The following is a 22889-nucleotide window of genomic DNA, read 5'->3' as shown; positions in this document are numbered from 1 at the left end:
TGGCCCCCCGGCCGCCACCTGCCTCGCCGCCCCTGCCCCTTCTTCTCTTCCCTCCCTCCTCTGACAACGCCTGACAAGACCTGACAGCGCTTGGTCAGTGCGGTGACAGCCCTGCGTCAGGGCGGTCGGCGACCGTCAGGGAACTCGCTTCGACGGAGCGAGCACCCAGAGGGAGGGCCCGATGAACCGCACCGCGCACGACAGCACCACGCAGGACAGCGCCTCGAACGCCGGCACATCGCGTGCCGGCACCCCGAGTGCCTGCTCCTCCTTCGTGCGCTTCGTCGTCTGCGGCGGCGGGGTCGGCCTCGCCTCCAGCGCGCTGGTCGCACTGCTCGCCGACGTAATGCCGTTCGCCCTGGCCAACGCCCTGATCACGGTCGTCTCCACGGTGCTCGCGACGGAGCTGCACGCGCGCTTCACGTTCGGGACGGGACCCTCGCAGGTCCGCACCCGCCGGTGGGGCCTGCGCTGCGGACTGCGCCACCACCTGCAGTCCGCGGGGACCGCGGCGGCCGCGTACGTCGTGACGACGATCGCGGTGCTCGCCCTGCACGCCGTCGTCAGCGCGCCGGGGGTGGCCCTCGAGCAGTCCGTCTACCTCTCGGCCTCGGCCCTGGCGGGCATCGGCCGCTTCCTGGCCCTGCGCCTGTACGTCTTCGCTGCGGGCCGCAGGACGAACGGCGTGGTCGCCGTCGCCCTGCCGACCGCGCCGACGACTCCGGCCCGCCGCGAGCTGCTCACGACGGCTTCGTGAGCAGGCGCCGTCAGAGGTCCGTCAGCGGTCACCGCACGTCTCGCGCACATACCCCTTCTTGCCCGCCGGCACGACATCCAGGTCCCGCCGCACGATGCTCAGCTTCTCGCCCCAGCCGTCGCACGCCTTGTCCAGGCCCCGCTCGGTGTACTCGATGACGAGCACGTGGGCACCGAACGCCTTGGTGTAGGCGCCGCACTCGTCGTACTGGCCGCACTCCTCCACCACGGCGAAGTCGAGGCCGACCTGCTTGCGGTCGCGGACCAGGGGCGAGGTGTTCTTCTGGCCGATGGCCAGGCCCTTCTTGTGGGCGTGCTCGGCGAGGAGGTGCAGGAACGCCTTGGCGTCGGCGGCGGTCAGCAGGCCCTTGGGGGCGCGGGTGTAGCTGTCGTAGTTGTCGGGCTCCACGGCCTTGAATCCCTTGGCCGCGCAGGAGTCGATCCATGCGTCGACCTTCTGAGCGACCCGCTCGCGCTTGACCGGGGTGCTGATGTCCAGGATCGCCTCGTCCCAGTCCTTGTCCATGACGACCTTGCCCGCGTCGTCGCGCAGGAGCAGGTCGTCGTCCCAGTCCCGCTCCGCGCCGGGCTGGGCCTGGAAGGCGTTGACGTAACAGATGCCGTACCGGCCGCGTGCGGGCGCGGCGGTGTGGTCACGGATCACGACGGACACGCCGTCGGGCGGGGTGTAGGGGCCGCCGAGCTGGTAGTCGAAGTCGGCGTGTGCGGGGGGCGGGGTCACGGCGGCGGAGGCGGCGGGCGAGCCATCGGACGTCTCGGGCGTCGTACCGCCCGAGCACGCCGTGGCGAGGAGGGAGAGGACGGCCGCCGCGCTCGCGGCGGCGAGCAGAGACCGGTGCGGGCGAACTCGCTTGGTGCGCATGAGTGGTGGGCTCCGAAGAGGAGAGGGACACGTCCCCGCCTCGGACGCGGACTGCGGTCCTGGCGACTCGGTCCGGGCTTACGGCTCGGGGCCTGGTTCACCGGCTGGGCGTGCCTCTGGGCTGGTGGTCACGCCAGCCGAAAGCGAACGTAATCGATGGAAAACACCACGTCAAACGCATCGGGGCGCTTCAGGCCAGGGTGATCCGTACCCCCGTCTCGGCGATCGCGTCCAGCTCGTCCTCGCAAGCGCAGGCGTTCGTGATGAGCGTGTGCACGGCCGCCGTGGGGCAGATCTTCGCGAAGGTCGCGCGGCCGAGCTTGGTGTGGTCGGCGACCACCACCGTCCTGCTGCTGTGCTGCGCGAAGGCGCGGTCGGTGGCCGCCTCCACCTGGTCGTGCGTGGTGCACCCGTGGGCCGCGCTGATGCCGTCCACACCGAGGAAGGCGATGTCGGTGTGGTGGTCGCCGAGGGTCTTCTCCGCGCTGGGGCCGACCAGTTCGTAGCTCTCCTTGCGCGCCGTCCCGCCGGTCACGGTCAGCGCGACGTCGGGGCGCAGCACGAGAGCGGCCGCGATGTTCACGGCGTTGGTGACGACGGTGACGGGGCCGCGGTCGGCGAGCAGCCGGGCCACCTCGCTGGTGGTGCTCCCGCCGGTCAGGCCGACCACGGCACCGGCGGGCACCAGCTCGGCGGCGGCGCGCGCGATGGCCTGCTTGTGCGGGGAGCGCCGGTCGAGCCGGTGCCGCAGCGGCAGTTCGATGCCGAGGCCGCCGAGCACCGCGCCGCCGTGCGTGCGCTCGAGCAGGCGCCGCTCGCTGAGCTGCCGCAAGTCCCGGCGCACGGTGGCCTGTGAGACGCCCAGGAGCACGGAGAGCCGGTTCACGTCCGCGCTGCCGTGCGCGGCGACATGCTCGAGTATCCGGCTGTGACGGTCGCTTCTCAGCACGCGGCGAGCATAGCCCCGTACCGCCGTCGCGATCACTGAATGCGCATGAAGTGTGCGTGCTTCTGCGCGAGTTGGGTCTTCTCCGCTCGTGTTCGATCTCTTGACATGGCCGATGGTGCTCGATTTACTCCCTGGCACGCCGATGCCGAGCACTCGGCGCAGAGGTACGCCTAGCCGGTAGTTGGCCTTCGCCATGAGCCCGGACTGAGTCGCCAGGGCCGTTCTGGGTCCGAGGCGGGGACGTGCCCTCCACATCTGGAGCTCTCCCATGAGCCTCAATCGTGTGTTGCGCAGGACCATGACCGTGACCGCCGCCCTCGCGGCCGGAGCGGCGGCCTGCCTGCTCGTCCCCTCGTCGGCGTCGGCCGGAGCGAACGCAGACAACACAGGTAGCGCGGGTAACGCTGTCGCTCTGCCGCCCGTCCACGCCGGTTTCGACTACCAGATCGGCGGCGCCTACACCCCGCCGTCCGGAGTGAAGGTCGTCAGCCGGGACCACGGCGCCTCGCCCGCGTCCGGCCTCTACAACATCTGCTACGTCAACGCCTTCCAGGCCCAGCCCGGCGCGGAGGGGGAGTGGGACGACGACCTGCTCCTGCGCGACGGCAACGGGGACGTCGTCTACGACGGGGACTGGGGCGAGGCGGTCCTCGACATCCGCACCGCGGACAAGCGGCAGCGCATCGCCGCCAAGGTGGGCGCCTGGATCAACTCGTGTGCGGACAAGGGGTTCCAGGCCGTCGAGCCGGACAACTACGACACCTTCACCCGCTTCTCCTCGTATCTGACGGCCGGCCAGGCCAAGGCGTACATCTCCCTGCTGGCCGACCGCGCGCACGGCCGGGGCCTGGCCATCGCCCAGAAGAACACCGGGGAACTGGCCGGCGCGGGCAAGGAGACCGGCCTGGACTTCGCCGTCGTCGAGGAGTGCGGCGCCTACGACGAGTGCGGTGACTTCACCGCCGAGTACGGCAACCACGTGGTCGTCGTCGAGTACACCGCGAGCGGGCTGCGCAAGGCGTGCGCGCAGTGGGGCAGCGCGTTGAGCATCGTCCGCCGGGACGTCGGCGTCTCGCCCGCGGGCAGCAGTGGCTACGTGCGCCAGACCTGCTGACACGTCCGCCGGACCCGCGCTGATACGTCCGCCGGACCCGCGCTGCTATGTCCGCCGGACCTGCGCCGATACGTCCGCCGGACCTGCCGAACGGTCGCCGACGCGGAACGCTCCCCTCGTACGGGCGGTGAACCGCCGCCGCCCGCACGGCACTTCATCTCGCGCGTGTTCCCTCAGGGAGGTAGTGATGACCGCAGTACCCCGCGGGCCGGGGGCGCCGACCCGACGCACCGTCCTGCGCACCGGGACGGCCGCGGCGCTCGCGGCGGCGGGCGGAGCGGCCACCGGGTGCGGCCCGGGCGCCGCCGACGGGGTCGGGGCCGACGGAAAGGTCACCATCCAGGTGTGGCACGGGCAGACGGACACCGCCCTGACCGTCATCAAGCGCCTCGTCGCCGCGTTCCACCGCACCCACCCCGGCATCCGCGTCGACCTGGGCGGCGGCGTCCTGGCGGACGCCATGCTGCAGAAGGTCACCGCGGCGCTCGCCTCCGGCGCCTACCCCGACGTGGCGTTCGTCTTCGGCTCGGACCTGGCCAGCGTCGCTCGCAGCCCGCAAGTCGTCGACCTGACCTCGTACGTCCGCAACCGGCCCACACCGTGGGCGAGTTACTGGCCCTCGGCCCGGGAAGCCGTCACGATCAACGGCCGGGTGCGTGCGATGCCAGCGGTCGTCGACTGCCTGGCCGTGGTCTGCAACAAGAAGCTGTTCGCCGAGGCCGGGGTGGAGCTGCCCGAACCCGGCTGGAGCTGGGCCGAGTTCACCGACGTCGCCCGCCGCCTGACCGACCCGGGGAAGGGCCGGTTCGGCACCGGCTGGCCCGGCACCGGCGACGAGGACACCGTGTGGCGGCTGTGGCCGCTGATCTGGGGGCTCGGCGGCGACGTGATCGCCGAGGACGGCAAGCACATCGGCTTCGCGGACGAAGGCGTACGCGCCCTGGAGGTCGTCCGGGACCTGGTGCGCGCGGGGAGCGTCTACGTCGACCCCAAGCCGGGCAGCGAGCAGATGTACAAGGTGTTCCTGTCCGGGCGGATGGCCATGGTGCCGACCGGGCCCTGGGAGCTGCCGGACATCACCCAGGCGAAGCTCGACCACCACGTGGTGCCGCTGCCCACCTTCGACGGCGACCCCGTGACCATCTCGGGCCCCGACACCTGGACGGTGTTCGACAACGGCGAGGCCCGCGCCGAGGCCGCCCGCACCTTCGTCAGCTGGCTCACCCACCCCACCCAGGACAGCCGTTGGGACGTGCAGGCGGGCAGCCTGCCGCTGAGCCGGGGCAGCGAGGACAGCCGGGCCTGGCGCGAGCACGCCACCAGGACCCCCGGCCTGCCGGTGTTCACCCGGGCGCTGCCCTCGGCCCGCGTCCGCCCCGTCCACCCCGCCTACCCCCGCATCTCCCAGGCCCTGGGGGAGGCAGTCGTCTCCGTACTCCTGGACCGCTCCAGCCCGAGAGCCGCCCTCCGCGCCTGCGCCGAAGACGCCAACGCCGCCCTGCTGATCCCGCGTTGAGGACCCGACATGCCCCGACTCCCCGCACCGCTGACGGTGCCGCCCGACCGGTCCGCACCCCGCACCCTGCGCCGGCGCCGCCGCCGCGAGACGGCCACGGCCTGGGCGTTCGTCTCCCCGGCCGTCCTGGTCATCATCGGCCTGAGCGTCGTCCCGGTCCTGTGGTCGCTGCTGCTGTCCTTCCGCGCCAGCGATCTCGTCACCCCCAGCCGCTGGGTGGGCCTGGACAACTACCGCGCCCTGGCCCAGGACCCGCACTTCCACGAGGCCGTCAGCAACACCCTGCTCTACACGCTCCTGTACGTCCCCCTGAGCATCGCCGCAGGGCTGGCCCTCGCCCTGGCCCTGAACCGGCGCATCCGCTTCGTCGGTCTGTACCGCACCCTCTTCTTCGTCCCGTTCGTCGTCTCGGCCACCGCCCAGGGCGTGCTGTTCTCCTTCGTCCTCGACCCCGAGTTCGGCGCCGCCAACTCCGTACTGCACCACCTCGGCGTCTCCGCGCAAGGATTCCTGACCGACCCGTCACAGGCGCTGTACGTGCTCGTCGCCATCTCCCTGTGGAGCGGCACGGGACTGTGCACCGTCGTCTACCTGGCCGCCCTCCAGGACGTACCGCAAGAACTCGTCGAGGCGGCGCGCCTCGACGGAGCGGAGCACCGGCACGTGCTGCGCCATGTGACGCTGCCCGCGCTCGCACCGGTCAGCGTGTTCCTGCTGCTGTGGCAGACCATCCAGGCGCTGCAGGTCTTCGACCTGGTGTACGTGACCACCAAGGGCGGGCCACTCGGCTCCACCACCGTCATCGTCTACTTCATCTGGGAGCAGGCGTTCAAGAACTTCACCGCCGGATACGGGGCCGCCGCCGCGTACGCCCTCGCCCTGGCGCTGCTCGTACCGGCCGTGCTCCTGCGCGCCGTCCGCGGCCGCGGTCGCGAGCGCGAGCGCCGCCCCCGTACGGAAGCAACGGAGGCAGCCGCCTCATGACCACGACGACCCCCCTGCCCAAGGCCACCGGCCGCCCGGTCGCCGAGCGCACCGAAGCCCGGCGCCGCACCCGCCGACTGCCCTTCAGCGCCTGGCATCTGCTGCTCGCACCGCTCGCCGTCCTCTTCGCGCTGCCGCTGCTGTGGCTGCTCGTCAGCTCCGTGATGAGCGACGCCCAGTTCAACCGGTTCCCGCCCGCACTGGTGCCCTCCGGCATCGACCTCGGCGGCTACCGCTATGTGCTCGGCAACGGCATGTTCCCGCGCTGGCTGCTCAACTCGGTGATCGTCTCGACCGTCGCGGTCGCCTCCAACCTCGTCTTCGGCGCGCTGGGCGGCTACGCCTTCGCCCGGATGCGCTTCCGCGGCTCGCGGGCGCTGCTGGCGCTCATGCTGGCCACCATGGCGGTGCCGTTCCAGCTGACGATGATCCCGACCTTCCTGGTGATGAAGAAGCTCGGTCTCATCGACACGCTCGGCGCGCTCGTCGTGCCCTCGCTCGTCACGCCGTTCGCGGTGTTCCTGCTGCGCCAGTTCTTCCTCTCCCTGCCACGGGAACTGGAGGAGGCAGCCTGGATCGACGGCTGCTCCCGACTGCGGGTGCTCCGGTCGATCGTGCTGCCGCTCGCCCGGCCCGCCCTCGCCACGGTGGCCGTGCTGACCTTCCTCACCACGTGGAACGACCTGTCCTGGCCGCTCATCGCGATCAACCACGACACCCAGTACACGCTGCAGCTGGGCCTCACCACCTTCCAGGGCACGCACCACACCCGCTGGTCCGCGGTCATGGCGGGCAACGTCATCACGGTCCTTCCGGTGCTGCTCGCCTTCCTGGCCGCGCAGAAGACCTTCATCCGGTCCCTCACCTCCAGCGGCCTCAAGGGCTGAGCACGCCCGCGCACCACCCGCCCCCGCTTCCCGTACGACTGCGAAGGACCCGCCATGCCGCACCGGTACGACCTGCTCGTCATCGGCGACGCCAACCTCGACGTGATCCTCGGCCCCCTGACCGAACCCCTCGCCTTCGGCCAGCGCGAACAGCTCGTCGGCACCGGCTCCCTGACCCTCGGCGGCTCCGCCGCGATCATGGCCTGCGGGGCCGCACGCCTCGGCCTGAAGGTCGCCTTCGCGGGCCGCGTCGGGGACGACGACGCCGGACACCACGTCCGCGACACCCTGGCCGCGCGCGGCGTGGACACCCGCGCCCTGCACCTGGACCCGACGCTGCCGACCCCGCTGACCGCCGTCCTCACGCAGGACGACGACCGCGCCGTCCTCACCTCGCCCGGCACCCTCACCACGACCAGCGGCGCCGACGTCCCCGACGACCTGCTCGCCGCATCCCGCCACGTGCACAGCGCCTCGTACTTCCTCCAACCCCGCCTGGCCATGGACCTGCCGGCCCTCTTCAAGAGCGCGCGCTCGCACGGCGCGACCACGTCCCTGGACGCCCAGGACGACCCCTCCGGCGCATGGAGCGGACTCGACGCCGTCCTCGCGCAGACCGACATCCTGCTGCCCAACGCCACAGAGGCCCGCCACCTGGCGGGCTCGACGGCGCACCCGGCGCACCCGGCGCACCCGGCGGCGGAGGCGGCCGAACTGCTCGCCGCGCGCGGCCCGTTGACGGTCGTCAAGAACGGCGCGGACGGCGCCCTGCTCCACGACGGCCGCCACCTGCTGACCGCCCCCGGCCCGCCCAGGACGACACCCAAGGACACGGTCGGCGCGGGCGACAGCTTCGACGCCGGTTTCGTCGCCGCCACCCTGGACGGTCAATCGCCGTACGAGGCACTGCAGTTCGCCGTCGTCTGCGGCGCCCTGTCCACCCGGGCCCACGGCGGCACCCCGGCCCAGCCCACCCGGGACGAAGTCCTCGCCCACCTCACCCACACCGGAGCACACGTCTCATGAACCACCCCAAGATCGCCTTCATCGGTGCCGGCAGCGTGGTCTTCACCCAGGGCCTGCTGGCCGACCTGTTCGCCCTGCCCGAGCTGACCGGCGCCCACATCGCCCTGCACGACATCGATCCCGGACGCCTGAGCACCGCCCACGCGGCGGCCACGTACATCGCGGAGCAGCGTAGGGCGAAGCACGCCACGATCACCGCACACCCCGAGCGCCGCGAGGCCCTGGCGGCCGCCGACTTCGTCATCGACATCGTGCAGATCGGCATGGGCGAGGCCACCCGCACCGACTTCGACGTCCCCGCCCGCCACGGGCTGCGCCAGACGATCGGCGACACACTCGGCATCGGCGGCATCTTCCGCGCCCTGCGCACCTTCCCGTTCCTCAAGGCCCTCGGCGAGGACATGTCCGAGCTCTGCCCGGACGCCTGGCTGCTCAACTACACCAACCCCATGGCCATGAACGTCCAGTACGTCACCGCCGCCACCGGCCTGACCCGGGTCGTGGGCCTGTGCCACTCGGTGTACTGGACGATGCAGGACCTGGCCCACCTGGTCGACGTCCCGTACGAGGAGATCACCTACCGTGCCGCCGGGGTCAACCACCAGGCATGGGTGCTGCGCTTCGAGCACGAGGGCCGCGACCTCTACCCCGCCCTCGACGAACTGATCGCGTCCGACGACCAGTTGAGGCGCCGCGTACGCATGGACATGTACCGGCGCCTCGGCCACTACCCGACCGAGACCAGCGAGCACTCCAGCGAATACGTGCCCTGGTATCTGCACCACGACAGCGAGATCGAACGACTGCGCCTGCCGATCGGCGCCTACCTGGGGATCGTCGAGGAGAACACCGCCGAGTACGACCGCACACGAGAGGCCCTGGCGGCGGGCAAGCCCCTCACCGTCGAGGGCACGATGGAATACGCCCCCCAGATCATCCACAGCATCACCACCGGCACCTCGCGCACCGTCTACGGCAACGTCCCCAACCATGGCCTGATCGACAACCTGCCCGCACACGGCGTGGTCGAAGTCCCGTGCCTGGTCGACGCCGCCGGCATCCAGCCCACCCGCATCGGCGCGCTCCCACCCCAACTCGCCGCGCTCAACCGCACCTACCTCAGCACCGCCGACCTCGTCGTCCGCGCCGCCCTCGAGGACGAGCCGCGCCACATCCGGCACGCCGCCATGACCGACCCGGCCACCGCCGCCACCCTGCCCGTCGAGCGGATCTGGGACCTGTGCGACGACATGGTCCGCGCCCACGGCGACCGTCTGCAACCGGGCCTGCGCGCCCTGCTGGGCAGCTGACACCGTCCCTCACGGAAAGGATGCCCCCCACCATGCCGAAGCCCGCCACACCGTCGACGCCACCAGCCCTGTCGCGGACGAGCCACGAGATCACCACACAGCCGCAGTGCTGGGAGCGAGCCGTACGCGAACTGCCCGCCCACAGCGCGGCGTTGCCCGCCAAGGGGGAGCGGGTCGCCGTCATCGGCTGCGGCACTGGGCCGACGAACAATCGGCCGCCCAGACCCACTACCCCACGACCTAACTCGTGCTGCTGCTGGCCCACGTGGGAAAGGACATCGACCGCGCCCACCCCGCCTGCACCCGCTCGCCGAGCCGGTCCTCGCCCAGCGCCTCGCGGTGCGCCTGGCCGAGGACGCGGGCCGCGACCCCGATCGGCCCGCGCATCTGACCCGATCGGTGGTCCTCACCTGACCGCGCCCTGCCTTAGTGGTGGACCGTAGGGGTACTCGGGACGAAGAGGGCCCAGCGCCATGGGGCGTCCGGGCCGGACAGCCGGAGGTGACCCATGGGTGATCTCGACGGACCCGTCGTGCTGCTCGTGATCGCGGGGGTGCTGCTCGTGGCGGCGGCGGGTGTCGCACTCGTCCTGCTCCTGCGGCTCCTGCGTGCCCGGCGGGTCCTGCGTGAGGCGGGTGTCCCGGTGGAGAACAAGCTCGCCTTCTGGGGCGCGCTGATCTATGTGATCTCCCCGGTGGACCTGCTGCCGGACCCCGTCTACCTGGACGACATCGGCGTTCTGCTGCTGGCGCTGCGCGCGCTGCACACGGCGGCCGAACGCTCGGGTCTGCCCGCCGGGCGGCGCACGGGCGCCTGCTGAGTCCTCGTCACTGGTCGGGCGTCGCGACCGTGGTGGTGACCGGTGTGCCCGCCTCGACCGTGCGGCTGACCGTGCAGAGCCGGTCGTGAGAGGTCTTGACCGCCCGGGGCAGGATGGTCCGGGCGCGGTCGCCGGACTCCCCGTCCGGGAACGCCACGGAGAAGGTGACGTCCAGGTCCGTCATGCGGTTGCCCTGCTCGTCCTCGATCTTGTGGCCGGTCACGGTCACGGAGAATTCGGTGGCCTCGGCATGGCGGGTCGTGGCGACGTCGACGTCGGCCGCGGAGCAGCCGCCGATCGCGGCGAGGAAGAGCTCGACCGGGGTGAAGCCGTCGTCGGAGCCGGTGCTGAAGGTCACCGTGCCGCCGCGGGCATTGGTGGCGGTGAACTGGCCGGGGCCGGTGCGCTCGACGGTGACGGAGCGCAGGGAGTTGTCAGTCATGCCCCCGACACTAGAGCGGCCGTCCCGAAAGCGCCCGTGCGACATCGAAACCGCCTACGACCAGGTCGGCACGCGTGCAGGCGGCTACGTCAGGTCCAGGTCGGCGCGCAGCATGTGATGGTCCGAGTACGGGCTGGGATGCACCTGGTGCGAGAGCGAGGTGACTGCGCCGCGCAGGAAGACGTAGTCGAACTTGAGCTGCCAGTCCGTGGTCGGCTCGCAGGCGCCGGAGGACGGGGGACGGCACCGGGCGTCCGTGTCCGTGGCGAGCGCCCACATCCTGGTGAGCTCCGGGGAGTCCGGCACGGCGTTGAAGTCGCCGAGCACGATGGTGCGATCGTGCCGGGCGACTTCCTTGGCGAACACACCGACCTGGCGCGCCCGGACCTCTTCCTGGCGCCGCTGGGCGAGGTGGGTGTTGAAGACCCGCACGGACCGGCCGTCCACCTCGGTGGTGACGGCCATGTACCCGCGGTCCTCGGAACCGCCGTCGGGATACTCCACGCTCACACGGTCCGTCATCGGCGCCGCCGAGAGGATCGCCTGACCGTAGGCCCCCGGGTTCCAGAACCAGCCGCCGCAGCGGCTCCCCTTGCGCAGCACCGACCCGTATGCGACGTGGTAGGTCAGGCCATAGAAGCGCTTCAGGTAGGCGCGGATCCTCTCCACGTCACGCACGCACGCCTCTTGCAGGCCGATGACCTGCGGCGCGTACGTGGCGATCTCCGCAGCCCGGCCCGCGTTGTTGTCGCTGCCGCAGGGATTGCAGATGTTCCACGTCATCACCCGGTTCGGCACGACGGCCTTCTCGGCGCCGGGCGGCAGCTGCTGGGCGACGAGGGCACCGCTGGGAGCGCTGGGGCCGATGAGCACCAAGCAGAGCGCGGCCAGCGCGCCCGCGAACAACCGTGTGCCCCGTCCGACCACCATCGCCTCCTCACAGCGGATGCACGTAGCATCACCTCGCGTCTTCGTGCACGAGGGTATGGGACGGGTCGTCAGGGGACCGTGTGGTGTGGCGGATCGCGCCGCACTCTGCCAGATACGGCTGTGACCAGGCGACCTGCCGGTGCGGCAGCACGGGGACGCGGACGGCAGCCGAAGACCAGAGAGCGATACGCGATACCCGTGACCAGCCAACGAGCGACGACGACCCTGTGGCGCCCCACCGGCCCCGAAGAGCTGGACCTGGTACGGGAGTCGGACTGGCGCGCCTGGCCGCCCCGGCTCCCCGAGCAGCCGATCTTCTACCCGGTCCTGAACGAGGACTACGCCGTCAAGATCGCGCGAGACTGGAACGTCAAGCACGACGGCGCGGGGTTCGTCACCTGCTTCGAGGTCGAGTCGGAGTTCCTGCGCAGATACCCGGTCCAACAGGCGGGCGGACGGACGATTCTCGAACTGTGGGTGCCGGCCGAGGAACTGGACGAGTTCAACGCCCACATCGTCGGCCGGATCCAGGTGGTGCACGAGTTCCGCTGAGAGGGGGGCGGCCCCTGCTCACTTCTCCATCTCGTCCTGGGACAGGTGGAGTTCCTCCGCGTCCAGCCGCCGTTGCAGGCGGCGCAGAACGGTGTCGTCGATGTCGCCCGCGTCGCGCAGACGCACGACCGCCGCCCGGCGTTCGGCCAGCAGCGCCAGGCGCAGGGCCGTGTCGTCGTCCGCCAGCTGCTGGGGGTGGACGGCCGGTGGAGCGGGTGGGGTCCGGCAGCGCTGGGTGACCGCGTCCGCTTGCAGCTGGAGGTAGTGGCGTACGGCCTCGGTCACCTGAGGAGCCGTCCGCAGACGCTCGGCCAGCCCCGGCAGGGCGGCGAGCGCGTCGCCGTAGGACACGGACTCCGCGAGCCACTCCTCCTGGGCCACGGCGGTGTCCGCGGGGATGCGGGCCCAGCGCACCACGTACGGCAGGAGCAGCGCCTGGGCCATCGTCACCACGATCACCACGGCCGTCACGAAGACGATGAGCCGGCGGTCGGGGAAGGGGGAGCCGTCGGAGAGGACGGCGGGGACGCCGAGCGCGGCGGCCAGCGAGATGGCGCCGCGGAACCCCGACAGGGCGCTCACCGTAAGGCGCCGCTTCGAGTACGTGGTGGCGGAGGCGCGCGCCGTGCCCCGGCGGAGCAGGCGGAAGAAACCGGCGACGGCGAAGTAGTACGCGAAGCGCACCGCGATGAGCGTTCCGGCCACCGCGAGCGCGGTCCACAGCGCACGTCGGAGCTCTCCGCCGCCCAGGGTGCGGACGGTGTAGTCGAGTTCCACCCCGATCAGGACGAACAGGGCCCCGTTGAGCAGGAAGGTGGCCACCGCCCAGAAGTTCTGTGCCTGCACCCGCACTTCGGCGCGCATGGTGCGCGGCCACCGCTGACTGAGGATCAGCCCGCACACCACGACGGCCACCACGCCGGACGCGTCCAGGTACTCGGCGACCAGATAGGCGCCGAACGGGGCCAGGAGCAGCAGCGCCTGCTCGTGCAGCGCCGTGGTGTCCGGTCTGCGGCCGTGCAGCCGGTGGACCAGGACGCCGGCACCGAGGCCGATGAGCGCGCCACCCCCGTAACCGAGGGCGAACAGCCAGAGGACATGCGGTGCCGTCACGTGTTCCGTGCCGACCGTGACGCCGACGGCGATGCCGTAGACGACCAGTGCCGTCCCATCGTTGAGCAGGCTCTCCGCGCGCAGCAGCGTGATGTCGCGGCGCGGCAGGAGCGGGGCGACGACGTTCACCGCCGTCGCGTCCGTCGGCGCCACGGCCGCACCCAGCGCCCAGGCGGGCCCCCACTCCAGGCCGAGCGCGTGGGCGACGCAGGCCACCGCGGCGGCCGAGGCGAGCACCAGCAAGGTCGCGGCGAGCGTGACGTCCGTGAGGTGGCGGCGGATCTCGCGCAGCGAGGTGGACAAGCTCTCCCAGAACAGCAGCACCGGCAGGAACAGCAGCAGCACCACCTCGGACGGCAACTGCACGTCGCGCAGCGCCGGAACCAGCCCGACCAGCACGCCCAGCACCAGCAGCACCGCGGGCGGTGCGACGCGCAGCCGTTCCGCCCACACCGAGCCGAGCAGGACGGCGGTTCCCAGCAGAACGACCAGCACCAGCCCCAGCACGCGCACCTCCCGGCCGACGACAGCGGGCGACCGGCCCGCTGATTCCGGATCCCATCACGTGCCCCGCGTGCGCGACGGGATCCGCCGCGCCGTCCCGCAGGGTGAGGACCCCGCACCCTGGTCCGCAACCCGTGCCGTGGCCCCGCGCAAGGCAGGAGCCGGCAGGTCACGTACGGTGCAACCCGCAACCCGCAACCCGCAACCCGTCCCACGCATCTCGTATTTCGTAAGGGCCCCGGAGGACCGAGCTCGTGACTGCCGACCCCGTCGACCCCGTCGACCCCGTCGACGCCGCCGACCCCGTAGGCCCAGTCGACATCGCCGCCTTCACCACCGCGCACCCGGAGCGCCCGCCCGCCCCGGTCGCCGTCGACTGGGCGGCGGTCGAGCGGTGGCTCGGGCTCGCCCTGCCCGATGACTACAAGCGCCTGGCGGACACGCACGGGCCGCTGGACTTCGGCGAGTACCTGTGGATCCACGTGCCGTGCGCCGAAGAGAGCCGCTTCGACTACGGGGAATGGCTGCGCGAGACGCACCGCGAAACCCGTATCGCCGCGCGCCAGCTCCCGGACGCCGAGCGGCCCGTCGTCCACCCCGAGCCGGGCGGGCTGCTCGCCTGGGGCACCAGCCGCGGCGGAGACACGCTGTACTGGGACACCTCCGCGTCCGCCGACCCGAACGCGTGGACGGTGGTGGTGCGCCACCAGGGCGCCATCCCGGGCAGCGGCCTCGAACCCTGGCACCCCTACGAACTCACCCTCACCGGCTATCTGCGCCACACCGTGCGCGACGGCTGGGAACTCCCTTCCCCGCCGGGCCCGTTGCTCGGCCCGCTGCCCGGGAGCGCGGCCCGCACCGCGTTCTTGCCGACCGCCGCGCGCTGGACCCCGCCCGCCCCCACCGAGCCCCGGCTGAACGAGGCGCAGCGCCGCACCGCCCTGGACACCGGCACCGGCCTGGACGCGCTGACCCTCCTGACCGCACCACCCGCCACCCCCTACCTGGGCGGCGGCAGTTGGCAGGAGCTCCACGAGGAGCTGGGCACGTGCCTGCCGCGCGAGTACGTCACGCTCATGGAGCGCTACGGCGCGGGCTGCTGGAGCCACTGGCTGCGCTTCCTCACCCCGCTGCGCACGGTGGACGGCAAGCGCTACGTCGACCACGTCGCGACGACCCGGGACGCGTACAGGCAGCTCAAGTCCGGCTTCCCGGAGTCGTTTCCGCTCGCGGTGTGGCCCGAGCCCGGCGGCTTCCTGCCCTTCGCCAACTCCATCGACGGCGACGAGATCGGCTGGCTCACGCGGGGCGACACCCCCGACGACTGGCCCCTGATCGTGTGGCCCCGCCACGCCGACCAGGGCCCGCCCCTGGAGCAGAGCCTCGTCGACACGCTGCTCGCCTGGCAGCGCGGCACCCTCGACACCGAGGGCCTGCCCGGCCTGGACGAGGACGACGACCCGGTGGAGTGCGCGGTGTTCGAGGCGTGGGACGAGCGCGCCTACTGGTGAGCAGGCGTCAGGGCGGTCGCGAACGCCTCGATCGTGCGGCGGCGCGCGGTGAGGAAGGCGAGCCAGGAGCCGTCCGCGTAGTGGACCCGGAAGCGGGCCATGAGCTGCAGCCGCGGACGGCGCTCCACGTGCGCCACCCAGGAGCGGGGGACCTCCCAGACCGGGGTGCCGTCCAGGTGCTTGACGAGGCCGACCCGCTGGTCCGTCACGCGCAGCAGCAGTGCGCCGGAGGTGGGCGGCATGGCGGCCGCGATGCTCCGGGCGTCGCCGGACTGGGCGCCGTACCGGTGCATCAGATGGTCACCGAGCTGCCCGCCGAGCTTGCCGTGCTTGAGTTTGACACCTTGGGCGCTCTTGACCGGGACGACGATGCCGTAGGAGAGGAGCTGCTCTCCGGGCGCCAACTGGCTCAGGGCGGACTGCTGTTGGACGGATATGACTTCCGGCATGGTGGTGCTGCTCCCCGTGATCTTCGCGACGCTGTCGGGGGATCGTAGCGACCCGCCGTCGGGTCGTGGTGATGCGGGGCATGAGGGTGCCCTTCGTTTTACGTGAAACATCGTGTGGAGTGCTGATTTATCGGCGAGAAAGGGTCAGCCGCGAGGCCGGTTGAAGTACGCGGCGGCGTCCCTGCGCAGGCAGTTGGCGACGACGATGCTGCCGAGGGCGATGCCGGGTCCGGCCATGCCGCCACTGCCCGAGACGAGGTTGATGAGGGCGTTGGCGGCGACGAGTGCGCCGATGGCGATGGCGCCCGCACGGACGCCGTCGCCTCCGCTGCGGAAACGGGCGGCCAGTACGACAGCGGCAGCGGCGAGGGCGACGGAGAGCGCGCCGATGGCGAGCAGGATCCAGGGGGACAACGCGCTCCCGTCCTCGTCGCCATGGGTGTGCGCCGGGGCTGCGGCTCCGGCGACGAGGAGGAAGAGCCCGGTGATGGCGTTGAGCCCGCCGATGGTGAAGAGGAGCACGCGGGCCGTCTTGACGGTGCCGGGCATCGGCATCCCGGGCGCGGGGAACGGGGGCATTCCGGAGTGCGGCTGCATCGGGGTGGGGGAGTGCATGCAAGAGTCCAATGGGGGTGCGGAGGGGGCGAGTTCGGCCCTGGCCAGCCTGGTGTAAGAGATGTGTATGGCTCGCTGGCATTGGTCTCTCACCCGGTGCCGAAAGTCCTGACTCGGGGAGGGCTTCCCCGGCCCGGTCGATGTCACGGTCGTGCTCCGCAGGTGAGCCGTGTCTCACCGGGGCGGCGCCCCTTGTTTATGCAACTCGTTGCATAGAAGGATTCGGGCATGGCGCTCGAGCACGCGATCCTCGTCTCCCTCCTGGAGCAGCCGGGCTCCGGTTACGAGCTGGCCCGGCGCTTCGACCGGTCCATCGGGTACTTCTGGGCCGCCACGCACCAGCAGATCTACCGCGTCCTCAAGCGCATGGAGGGCGACGGGTGGGTGGACGCCCGCGCCGTGGTGCAGCAGGACCGGCCGGACAAGAAGGAGTACTCCGTCGCGGACCCCGGCCGCGCCGCGCTCGCCGCATGGCTGCACGAGCCCATCGAACCCGAGAGGGTCCGGCACGAGCTCGCCGTCAAGATCCGGGGCGCGGCCTTCGACGACCCGGCCGCGCTCATCCGTGAAGTGGAGCGGCACCGCCAGGCGCACGCCGACCGGCTCGCCCACTATCTCGCGGGCGAGCACCGCGACTTCACCGGCCCGGACGCGTCCCGCACCCCCGACGCCGGCCAGGAGCTCCAGCACGTCGTGCTGCGCGGCGGCATCGCGTACGAACGCATGACGATCGACTGGCTCGACGACGTGCTCGCCATGCTGCACCGCCTCGCTCCCGAGCGCTGACCCCTCAAACCCCCAGCCCCAGCCCTCCCAGCCCCGAAAGGCGAACATCCGTGACCGACCCCCTGCTGTTCCACCCGCACACCTACGACCCGGCGCACTTCGACCCGGAGACGCGCAGGCTGCTGCGCGCGACCGTCGACTGGTTCGAGGCGCGCGGCAAGCGCAAGCTGATCGAGGACTACCGCACGCGGGCCTGGCTCGCCGACTTCCTCGAGTTCTCGGCGAAGGAAGGGCTGTTCGCGACCTTCCTCACCCCGGCCGCCGCTGCCGGGCCGGGCGAGGACGACAAGCGCTGGGACACCGCGCGGATCGCCGCCCTCAACGAGATCTTCGGCTTCTACGGGCTCGACTACTGGTACGCGTGGCAGGTCACCATCCTGGGCCTCGGCCCGGTCTGGCAGAGCGACAACGCCGCCGCCCGCACCCGCGCCGCCGAACTCCTCGCCCAGGGTGAGGTGTTCGCCTTCGGCCTGTCGGAGAAGACCCACGGCGCCGACATCTACTCCACCGACATGCTCCTGGAGCCCGACGGTCAGGGCGGCTTCCGCGCCACCGGCTCCAAGTACTACATCGGCAACGGCAACGCCGCCGGGCTCGTCTCCGTCTTCGGCCGCCGCACCGACGTCGAGGGCCCCGACGGCTATGTCTTCTTCGCCGCCGACAGCCGCCACGAGGCGTACCACCTGGTGAAGAACGTCGTGGACTCCTCGAAGTACGTGAGCGAGTTCCGCCTGGAGAACTACCCGGTGGCCGCCGAGGACGTCCTGCACACGGGCCGCGCCGCCTTCGACGCCGCGCTCAACACCGTCAACGTCGGCAAGTTCAACCTGTGCACCGCCTCGATCGGCATCTGCGAGCACGCGATGTACGAGGCCGTGACCCACGCCCACCACCGCGTCCTGTACGGGCGTCCCGTCACCGCCTTCCCGCATGTGCGCCGCGAGCTGACCGACGCCTACGTACGGCTCGTCGGCATGAAGCTGTTCAGCGACCGCGCCGTCGACTACTTCCGCTCGGCCGGACCCGACGACCGCCGCTACCTCCTCTTCAACCCCATGACGAAGATGAAGGTGACCACGGAGGGCGAGAAGGTCATCGACCTGATGTGGGACGTCATCGCCGCCAAGGGCTTCGAGAAGGACAACTACTTCGCGCAGGCGGCCGTGGAGATCCGGGGCCTGCCCAAGCTGGAGGGCACGGTTCACGTCAACCTGGCCCTCATCCTGAAGTTCATGGGCAACCACCTGCTGAACCCGGCCGCGTACCCGCCCGTGCCGACCCGCCTGGACGCGGCCGACGACGACTTCCTCTTCCGCCAGGGCCCCGCCCGCGGCCTCGGAGCCATCCGCTTCCACGACTGGCGCACCGCCTTCGACGCCTACGCCGAGGTGGCCAACGTCGCCCGCTTCCGCGAACAGGCGGACGCCCTGTGCGAGTTCGTCACCACCGCCGCCCCCGACGAGGCGCAGAGCCGCGACCTGGACCTCCTGCTCGCCGTCGGCCAGCTGTTCGCCCTGGTCGTGCACGGTCAGCTGATCCTGGAACAGGCGCGCCTGACGGACCTGGACGAGGACGTCATCGACGAGCTCTTCGCCGTCCTCGTACGCGACTTCTCCGCGCACGCCGTCGAGCTGCACGGCAAGGACTCCGCCACCGCACAGCAGCAGGGCTGGGCGCTGGGCGCGGTCCGCCGGCCGGTCGTCGACGAGGCGCGCTCGGCCCGCGTGTGGGAGCGCGTCGAGGCGTTGGCGGGGACGTACGAGATGGCGCCGTAAGGGTCGGAGAGCCACCGTGTGACGCACCGACCGCCGGGCGCCACCCCTGTGTTCCCAGGGGAGGCGCCCGGCGGTCCGGGCTCTCGTCGGTCTCTCGATGGGTCCTCGAAGGGTCCTCGCTGGGCCCCTTGCCTCAGCCGCGCTGCGATTCCACCAGCTCGCGTGCCTCTTCCCTTGTGGCCACCGAGGGCCCCGAGCCCTCCAGCGGCCGGCGCGCGGTCTCCTTCATGAACGCGACCGCGACGATGCCGACCAGCCCGGCGAGCATCGTGTAGAACGCGGGCATCAGGTCGTTGCCGGTGGCCCCGATGAGCGCGGCGACCACCAGCGGCGTCGTACCGCCGAAGAGCGACACCGACACGTTGAAGCCGATGGACAGCGAGCTGTAGCGGACGTCGGTGGGGAACAGGGCGGGCAGTGACGCCGACATCGCGCCCAGGTAGCAGACCAGGGCGAGGCCCAGGATCAACAGGCCCGTGAAGACCGCCACCTGGCCGCCCTGCTTGATCAGCAGGAACGCGGGCACCGCGAGGACGAAGAAGCCGACCGAGCCCGCCATCAGGACCGGCTTGCGGCCGACGCGGTCGGAGAGACGGCCCACCGAGTTGATGAGCGCCATCAGGATGAGCATCACGACGACGATGGACATCAGCCCGCCGGCCTCGCCGAAGCCGAGCTGCGTCAGATACGTCGGCATGTAGGAGAGCAGCATGTAGTCGGTGATGTTGAACGCGGCGACCAGCGCGATGCACAGCAGCATCGCGCGCCACTGTCCGACGAAGGCGTCCTTGAAGGACTTCTTCTCCCGGGCCTCGGCCGGGCCGCCGCCCTCCTCCAGCTTCTGGAACGCGGGCGACTCGTCGAGCCTGACCCGCAGGTACAGCCCGATCAGACCGAGCGGCGCCGCCACCAGGAACGGGACGCGCCAGCCCCACGACTGCATCGCGTCGGTGCTGAGCAGCGCGGTGAGCGCGGTCACCAGGACCGCCGCGACCGTGTAGCCGATGAGGGTGCCGAACTCCAGGAAGGAGCCCCAGAAGCCGCGGCGCTTGTCCGGCGCGTACTCGGCGATGAACGTCGCCGCGCCCCCGTACTCGCCGCCCGTGGAGAAGCCCTGCACCATGCGGAGCAGCACCAGCAGGATCGGCGCCCACACGCCGATCGCCTGGTAGTTCGGGACCAGGCCGATCGCGAGGGTCGCACTCGACATCATGATCATGGTGAGGGCGAGGACCTTCTTGCGGCCCACCCGGTCGCCGAGCGGACCGAAGACCATGCCGCCGATCGGCCGGACCAGGAAGGCGGCGGCGAACGTCGCCAGCGAGGACAGCGTCTGCGCGGTGGGGTTCCCCGACGGGAAGAACTCCTTGCCGATGATGACCGCGAGGTAGGCGTAGACGCCGAAGTCGTACCACTCCATCGCGTTGCCCAGGGCGGTCGCCTTCACGGCGCGCCTGACCTGTGCTTCCTCGGTGACGGTGATGTCCGACTGGCGAAGCCGGGGGTGCTTCCTGCGGTGGATCGCACGGAACAGCACCCGGTGCCGTGCCACGGCCTCGGGTGACGGTGCCGGCTGCTCTTCCTGTTCGACAGGGGCTTCGGGGGCGCTCACGGCTGGCTCTGACTTTCTCGTTCGGAGGTTGCGGCCGGGCCCACGGCGGCAGGTCCGGCTTCAACAGCGCTCTTGGATCCAAAAGCGCTCTCGGATCAACAGCGCTTTTGGATCAACGGCGCTCTAGGAAGGTGCCAGCCCGCCGGCCCGCCGGGCCCGTGGCGAAAGCCCCGAAGGCAAGGGACCCTCGCCCCCTTCTGCGGGGGCCGAGGGTCCGAAATCCCTGCAAACCAGGGCGACGGCGCGGTCGTCGGGCCGTGCGAGCGCCTACGTTGAGGGCATGTCCGGTCCGGGGTGGTTCGCCGTCGTACGCGCAGGGGCGTTCACCGCCTTGTGCGTGACGCTGTCCACGACGTCCCAGGTGTGGATGTCGCACGCCCCGCTGCCCCCGTCGACGCTCGCCGTCGCGGTGCTCGGCGTGTTCGCGGCGGCGGTTGTCCTGGCTCGCCGCTCGCGCCCCTTCTGGCAGGTCGCCGCGGTGCTCGTGCCCGTGCAGCTCGGACTGGGCGCGGTCTTCACGGCGGGCCAGGCGAGTTGTGCCACCGCGCTCTCCGGTGGCGGTCAGGGTGGCATGCCGTGCGGCGGGGAGTCCCTGGGCGGGGCGTTGGCGGTGCACGGCCCCGAGCCCCTCGGCGGCCCGTGCCTGCTCCTCACCGTGCACCTGCTGATCGGCGTCCTCGCGGCCTGGTGGCTGCACCGGGGCGAGCAGGCCCTCGTGCGCCTCGCCCATGACCTCGCCCCGCCCGGCCTGCGGACCCTGCGCACCCTGCTCCGTCTCCTGTCGGCCGGCGGCACGTACGACGGGCCGCGGCTCGCTCCCGTACGCCCCGTCGCGGCGGACCGTGACCGCCCCAGATCCTTCTCCCCCCGCCACCACGTGGTGCGGCGCGGCCCGCCCGGGACGTGCCCGGCTCTCTGAACGCCTCCCGACCGGAGGCGGGCGAAGGGGCCGGTCGCCTCAGTCATGCCACGCCACCACCACGACGGAATCGGGACATCGGGAAGATGAGCACCAAGAAGAGCAGGAACACGGACAGGAACGCGGACAGGAACGCGGACAGGAACCTGGACAGGAACCTGGAGAAGAAGCGGACGGCCCGTGAACGGCTCCAGGCCGAACGAGCCGCCACGGCCCGGCGCGCGACGATCAGGAAGCGGTTCGTCATCGCAGGCTGCGCCGCCACGGTCCTGGCGTTCGCGGCCGGGATCGGCATCGGCGTCACCAATGGCACCAGCGCCGCCGACGAGTCGGACAAGCCGCTGGTGATCCCCGCGGGCGCCACCGGGACCGACGGCACCGTCATCACGTACGGCAAGCGCGACGCCAAGGCCACCGTGAAGGTCTACGAGGACATGCGCTGCCCGTACTGCGCCAAGTTCGAGCAGCGGCTGGGCCCGACGCTCAAGAACATGGCGGACTCCGGCAAGGCCAAGGTCGAGTTCCACATGGCCGCGTTCCTCGACAAGAGCCTCGGCGGCAAGGGCTCCAAGACGTCGCTCGCGGCCCTGGGTGCCGCGCTCAACGAGAGCCCCGAAAAGTTCAAGGCGTTCCACGACGTGCTGTACGCCAACCACCCCAAGGAAGAGACCGACGACACCTTCGGCAGCACCGCCACGCTGCTCGAACTCGCCGCCAAGGTCCCGGGATTGCGCACCCCTGCCTTCAACAAGGCCGTCAAGGAAGGCACGTACCTGCCCTGGGCCACGAAGGTCGCCGGCGCCTTCTACAAGAGCGACGTCAGCGGCACCCCCACCGTGAAGGTCAATGACAAGAAGCTCAGTGTCATCGGCGAGGACGGCCGGGTCGTGAGCCCGCAGGACTTCACGCGGCAGGTCGACCGGGCCGTCGGGGCGAAGTAGCCGCAGCGGCGGCACGCCTCCACCGAGCCTGGTGGCGAGAGCTCCCAGAGGCGGTGAAGGATGGCTCAGGACGGCCACGAACTCCCGGAAGGAGCAGGTCATGAGCGAGGGGACGGCCCCGTCCGAGGAGCCGACGTGCGAACTGGACCCGATCACCTGGGACGCGCTGGTGACGGGGATGCAGGCGCACGGCGTGACCGACGACGTGATCGGCAAGGTGTGCCACGACGCACTGCGCACGATCAACGCGACCCCGGTCGCCTCGCGGGAGCGGCTGAACGCCGAGGCGGAGGCGAACTTCGCCAAGCGACAGGCCGGACTGCTCTAGCGGCCCCCCGGCCCGCAGCCCCCGGCTCCTGGGTGGGCTGAGCCGGGGCAGAGGGCACGGACAGGTGGTGGTGGGGGGTGGGGGGGGGGGGGGGGCGGCGGAGACCCCCCCCCCCCCCCCCACCCCCCCCCCCGTACCCGCCCACCCCCACCCCGCACACGACCGAG

The 22889-nt window shown here is 71.4% G+C and carries 24 protein-coding genes; 15 read left to right on the top strand and 9 right to left on the bottom strand.

The window, feature by feature from the left end:
• The first annotated feature begins 181 nt into the window (after positions 1-181).
• Positions 182-757, top strand: a complete 576-nt coding sequence (locus ACFWYM_RS40995; protein WP_384849500.1) for a GtrA family protein — start codon at positions 182-184, stop codon at positions 755-757.
• Positions 758-778: 21 nt separating this feature from the next.
• Here the strand turns inward: ACFWYM_RS40995 and ACFWYM_RS40990 are convergent, their stop codons facing one another.
• Entirely contained in the window at positions 779-1639 is an 861-nt protein-coding gene (locus ACFWYM_RS40990; protein WP_384849497.1) for an endo alpha-1,4 polygalactosaminidase, read from the bottom strand.
• A 190-nt stretch (positions 1640-1829) separates the two neighbouring features.
• Entirely contained in the window at positions 1830-2588 is a 759-nt protein-coding gene (locus tag ACFWYM_RS40985; RefSeq protein WP_384849494.1) for a DeoR/GlpR family DNA-binding transcription regulator, read from the bottom strand.
• Positions 2589-2856: 268 nt separating this feature from the next.
• Between ACFWYM_RS40985 and ACFWYM_RS40980 the strand changes: the two genes are divergently transcribed.
• The 6 genes from ACFWYM_RS40980 to ACFWYM_RS40955 all read left to right on the top strand — a co-directional run bounded on the left by ACFWYM_RS40980 (position 2857) and on the right by ACFWYM_RS40955 (position 9425).
• Positions 2857-3702 (top strand): endo alpha-1,4 polygalactosaminidase, encoded by an 846-nt coding sequence (locus ACFWYM_RS40980; RefSeq protein ID WP_384849491.1) that lies wholly within the window; start codon positions 2857-2859, stop codon positions 3700-3702.
• A 187-nt stretch (positions 3703-3889) separates the two neighbouring features.
• Positions 3890-5218: an ABC transporter substrate-binding protein gene (locus tag ACFWYM_RS40975; RefSeq protein WP_384849488.1), complete on the top strand. Its 1329-nt coding sequence runs from the start codon at positions 3890-3892 to the stop codon at positions 5216-5218.
• Positions 5219-5227: 9 nt separating this feature from the next.
• The gene (locus ACFWYM_RS40970) at positions 5228-6202 is read left to right on the top strand and encodes a carbohydrate ABC transporter permease (RefSeq protein ID WP_384849485.1); all 975 of its coding nucleotides are present in this window, start codon (positions 5228-5230) and stop codon (positions 6200-6202) included.
• The gene (locus ACFWYM_RS40965; protein WP_384849482.1) at positions 6199-7089 is read left to right on the top strand and encodes a carbohydrate ABC transporter permease; all 891 of its coding nucleotides are present in this window, start codon (positions 6199-6201) and stop codon (positions 7087-7089) included. The genes ACFWYM_RS40970 and ACFWYM_RS40965 overlap by 4 nt, the downstream gene beginning before the upstream one ends.
• A gap of 54 nt (positions 7090-7143) precedes the next feature.
• Entirely contained in the window at positions 7144-8115 is a 972-nt protein-coding gene (locus ACFWYM_RS40960; protein WP_384849479.1) for a carbohydrate kinase family protein, read from the top strand.
• Positions 8112-9425, top strand: coding sequence for an alpha-glucosidase/alpha-galactosidase (locus tag ACFWYM_RS40955; protein WP_384849476.1), 1314 nt, complete (start codon positions 8112-8114; stop codon positions 9423-9425). The genes ACFWYM_RS40960 and ACFWYM_RS40955 overlap by 4 nt, the downstream gene beginning before the upstream one ends.
• 240 nt (positions 9426-9665) lie before the next feature.
• Here the strand turns inward: ACFWYM_RS40955 and ACFWYM_RS40950 are convergent, their stop codons facing one another.
• On the bottom strand, positions 9666-9812 hold the full coding sequence (locus tag ACFWYM_RS40950; RefSeq protein WP_384849473.1) for a hypothetical protein: 147 nt from the start codon (positions 9810-9812) through the stop codon (positions 9666-9668).
• 121 nt (positions 9813-9933) lie between these two features.
• On the opposite strand from ACFWYM_RS40950, the gene ACFWYM_RS40945 reads away from it, so the two are divergent.
• Positions 9934-10245, top strand: a complete 312-nt coding sequence (locus ACFWYM_RS40945) for a YkvA family protein (protein WP_384849470.1) — start codon at positions 9934-9936, stop codon at positions 10243-10245.
• 7 nt (positions 10246-10252) lie between these two features.
• Here ACFWYM_RS40945 and ACFWYM_RS40940 read toward each other — a convergent pair whose 3' ends face one another.
• Both ACFWYM_RS40940 and ACFWYM_RS40935 read right to left on the bottom strand, forming a co-directional pair.
• Positions 10253-10687: an OsmC family protein gene (locus ACFWYM_RS40940; protein WP_384849467.1), complete on the bottom strand. Its 435-nt coding sequence runs from the start codon at positions 10685-10687 to the stop codon at positions 10253-10255.
• A gap of 84 nt (positions 10688-10771) precedes the next feature.
• A complete protein-coding gene (locus ACFWYM_RS40935) occupies positions 10772-11617 on the bottom strand; it encodes an endonuclease/exonuclease/phosphatase family protein (protein ID WP_384849464.1) in 846 nt (281 codons plus the stop codon).
• A 192-nt stretch (positions 11618-11809) separates the two neighbouring features.
• Here ACFWYM_RS40935 and ACFWYM_RS40930 point away from each other — a divergent pair, with 192 nt between their 5' ends.
• Entirely contained in the window at positions 11810-12169 is a 360-nt protein-coding gene (locus ACFWYM_RS40930) for a hypothetical protein (RefSeq protein ID WP_384849558.1), read from the top strand.
• A gap of 18 nt (positions 12170-12187) precedes the next feature.
• Here the strand turns inward: ACFWYM_RS40930 and ACFWYM_RS40925 are convergent, their stop codons facing one another.
• Positions 12188-13789: a Na+/H+ antiporter gene (locus ACFWYM_RS40925; RefSeq protein ID WP_384849461.1), complete on the bottom strand. Its 1602-nt coding sequence runs from the start codon at positions 13787-13789 to the stop codon at positions 12188-12190.
• A 251-nt stretch (positions 13790-14040) separates the two neighbouring features.
• On the opposite strand from ACFWYM_RS40925, the gene ACFWYM_RS40920 reads away from it, so the two are divergent.
• Entirely contained in the window at positions 14041-15297 is a 1257-nt protein-coding gene (locus tag ACFWYM_RS40920; protein ID WP_384849458.1) for an SMI1/KNR4 family protein, read from the top strand.
• Here ACFWYM_RS40920 and ACFWYM_RS40915 read toward each other — a convergent pair.
• Together ACFWYM_RS40915 and ACFWYM_RS40910 are read right to left on the bottom strand one after the other, a co-directional pair.
• Positions 15288-15746: a hypothetical protein gene (locus ACFWYM_RS40915; RefSeq protein ID WP_384849455.1), complete on the bottom strand. Its 459-nt coding sequence runs from the start codon at positions 15744-15746 to the stop codon at positions 15288-15290. The two genes, ACFWYM_RS40920 and ACFWYM_RS40915, sit on opposite strands and share 10 nt — an antisense overlap.
• A gap of 144 nt (positions 15747-15890) precedes the next feature.
• The gene (locus ACFWYM_RS40910) at positions 15891-16361 is read right to left on the bottom strand and encodes a hypothetical protein (protein WP_384849452.1); all 471 of its coding nucleotides are present in this window, start codon (positions 16359-16361) and stop codon (positions 15891-15893) included.
• 228 nt (positions 16362-16589) lie between these two features.
• Between ACFWYM_RS40910 and ACFWYM_RS40905 the strand changes: the two genes are divergently transcribed.
• Entirely contained in the window at positions 16590-17147 is a 558-nt protein-coding gene (locus tag ACFWYM_RS40905) for a PadR family transcriptional regulator (protein ID WP_384849449.1), read from the top strand.
• 50 nt (positions 17148-17197) lie between these two features.
• Positions 17198-18922, top strand: a complete 1725-nt coding sequence (locus ACFWYM_RS40900) for an acyl-CoA dehydrogenase family protein (RefSeq protein WP_384849446.1) — start codon at positions 17198-17200, stop codon at positions 18920-18922.
• Positions 18923-19055: 133 nt separating this feature from the next.
• Here ACFWYM_RS40900 and ACFWYM_RS40895 read toward each other — a convergent pair whose 3' ends face one another.
• Positions 19056-20534: an MFS transporter gene (locus ACFWYM_RS40895; RefSeq protein ID WP_384849443.1), complete on the bottom strand. Its 1479-nt coding sequence runs from the start codon at positions 20532-20534 to the stop codon at positions 19056-19058.
• A gap of 280 nt (positions 20535-20814) precedes the next feature.
• On the opposite strand from ACFWYM_RS40895, the gene ACFWYM_RS40890 reads away from it, so the two are divergent.
• The 3 genes from ACFWYM_RS40890 to ACFWYM_RS40880 all read left to right on the top strand — a co-directional run bounded on the left by ACFWYM_RS40890 (position 20815) and on the right by ACFWYM_RS40880 (position 22722).
• Positions 20815-21453 (top strand): hypothetical protein, encoded by a 639-nt coding sequence (locus ACFWYM_RS40890; protein WP_384849440.1) that lies wholly within the window; start codon positions 20815-20817, stop codon positions 21451-21453.
• 86 nt (positions 21454-21539) lie between these two features.
• Positions 21540-22394, top strand: coding sequence for a thioredoxin domain-containing protein (locus ACFWYM_RS40885; protein WP_384849437.1), 855 nt, complete (start codon positions 21540-21542; stop codon positions 22392-22394).
• A 100-nt stretch (positions 22395-22494) separates the two neighbouring features.
• Positions 22495-22722, top strand: coding sequence for a hypothetical protein (locus tag ACFWYM_RS40880; RefSeq protein WP_384849435.1), 228 nt, complete (start codon positions 22495-22497; stop codon positions 22720-22722).
• Positions 22723-22889: the final 167 nt, after the last annotated feature.

The organism is Streptomyces sp. NPDC059009 (assembly GCF_042740175.1).
GTDB lineage: Bacteria > Actinomycetota > Actinomycetes > Streptomycetales > Streptomycetaceae > Streptomyces.
This window is presented reverse-complemented; position numbering and strand designations above follow the sequence as displayed.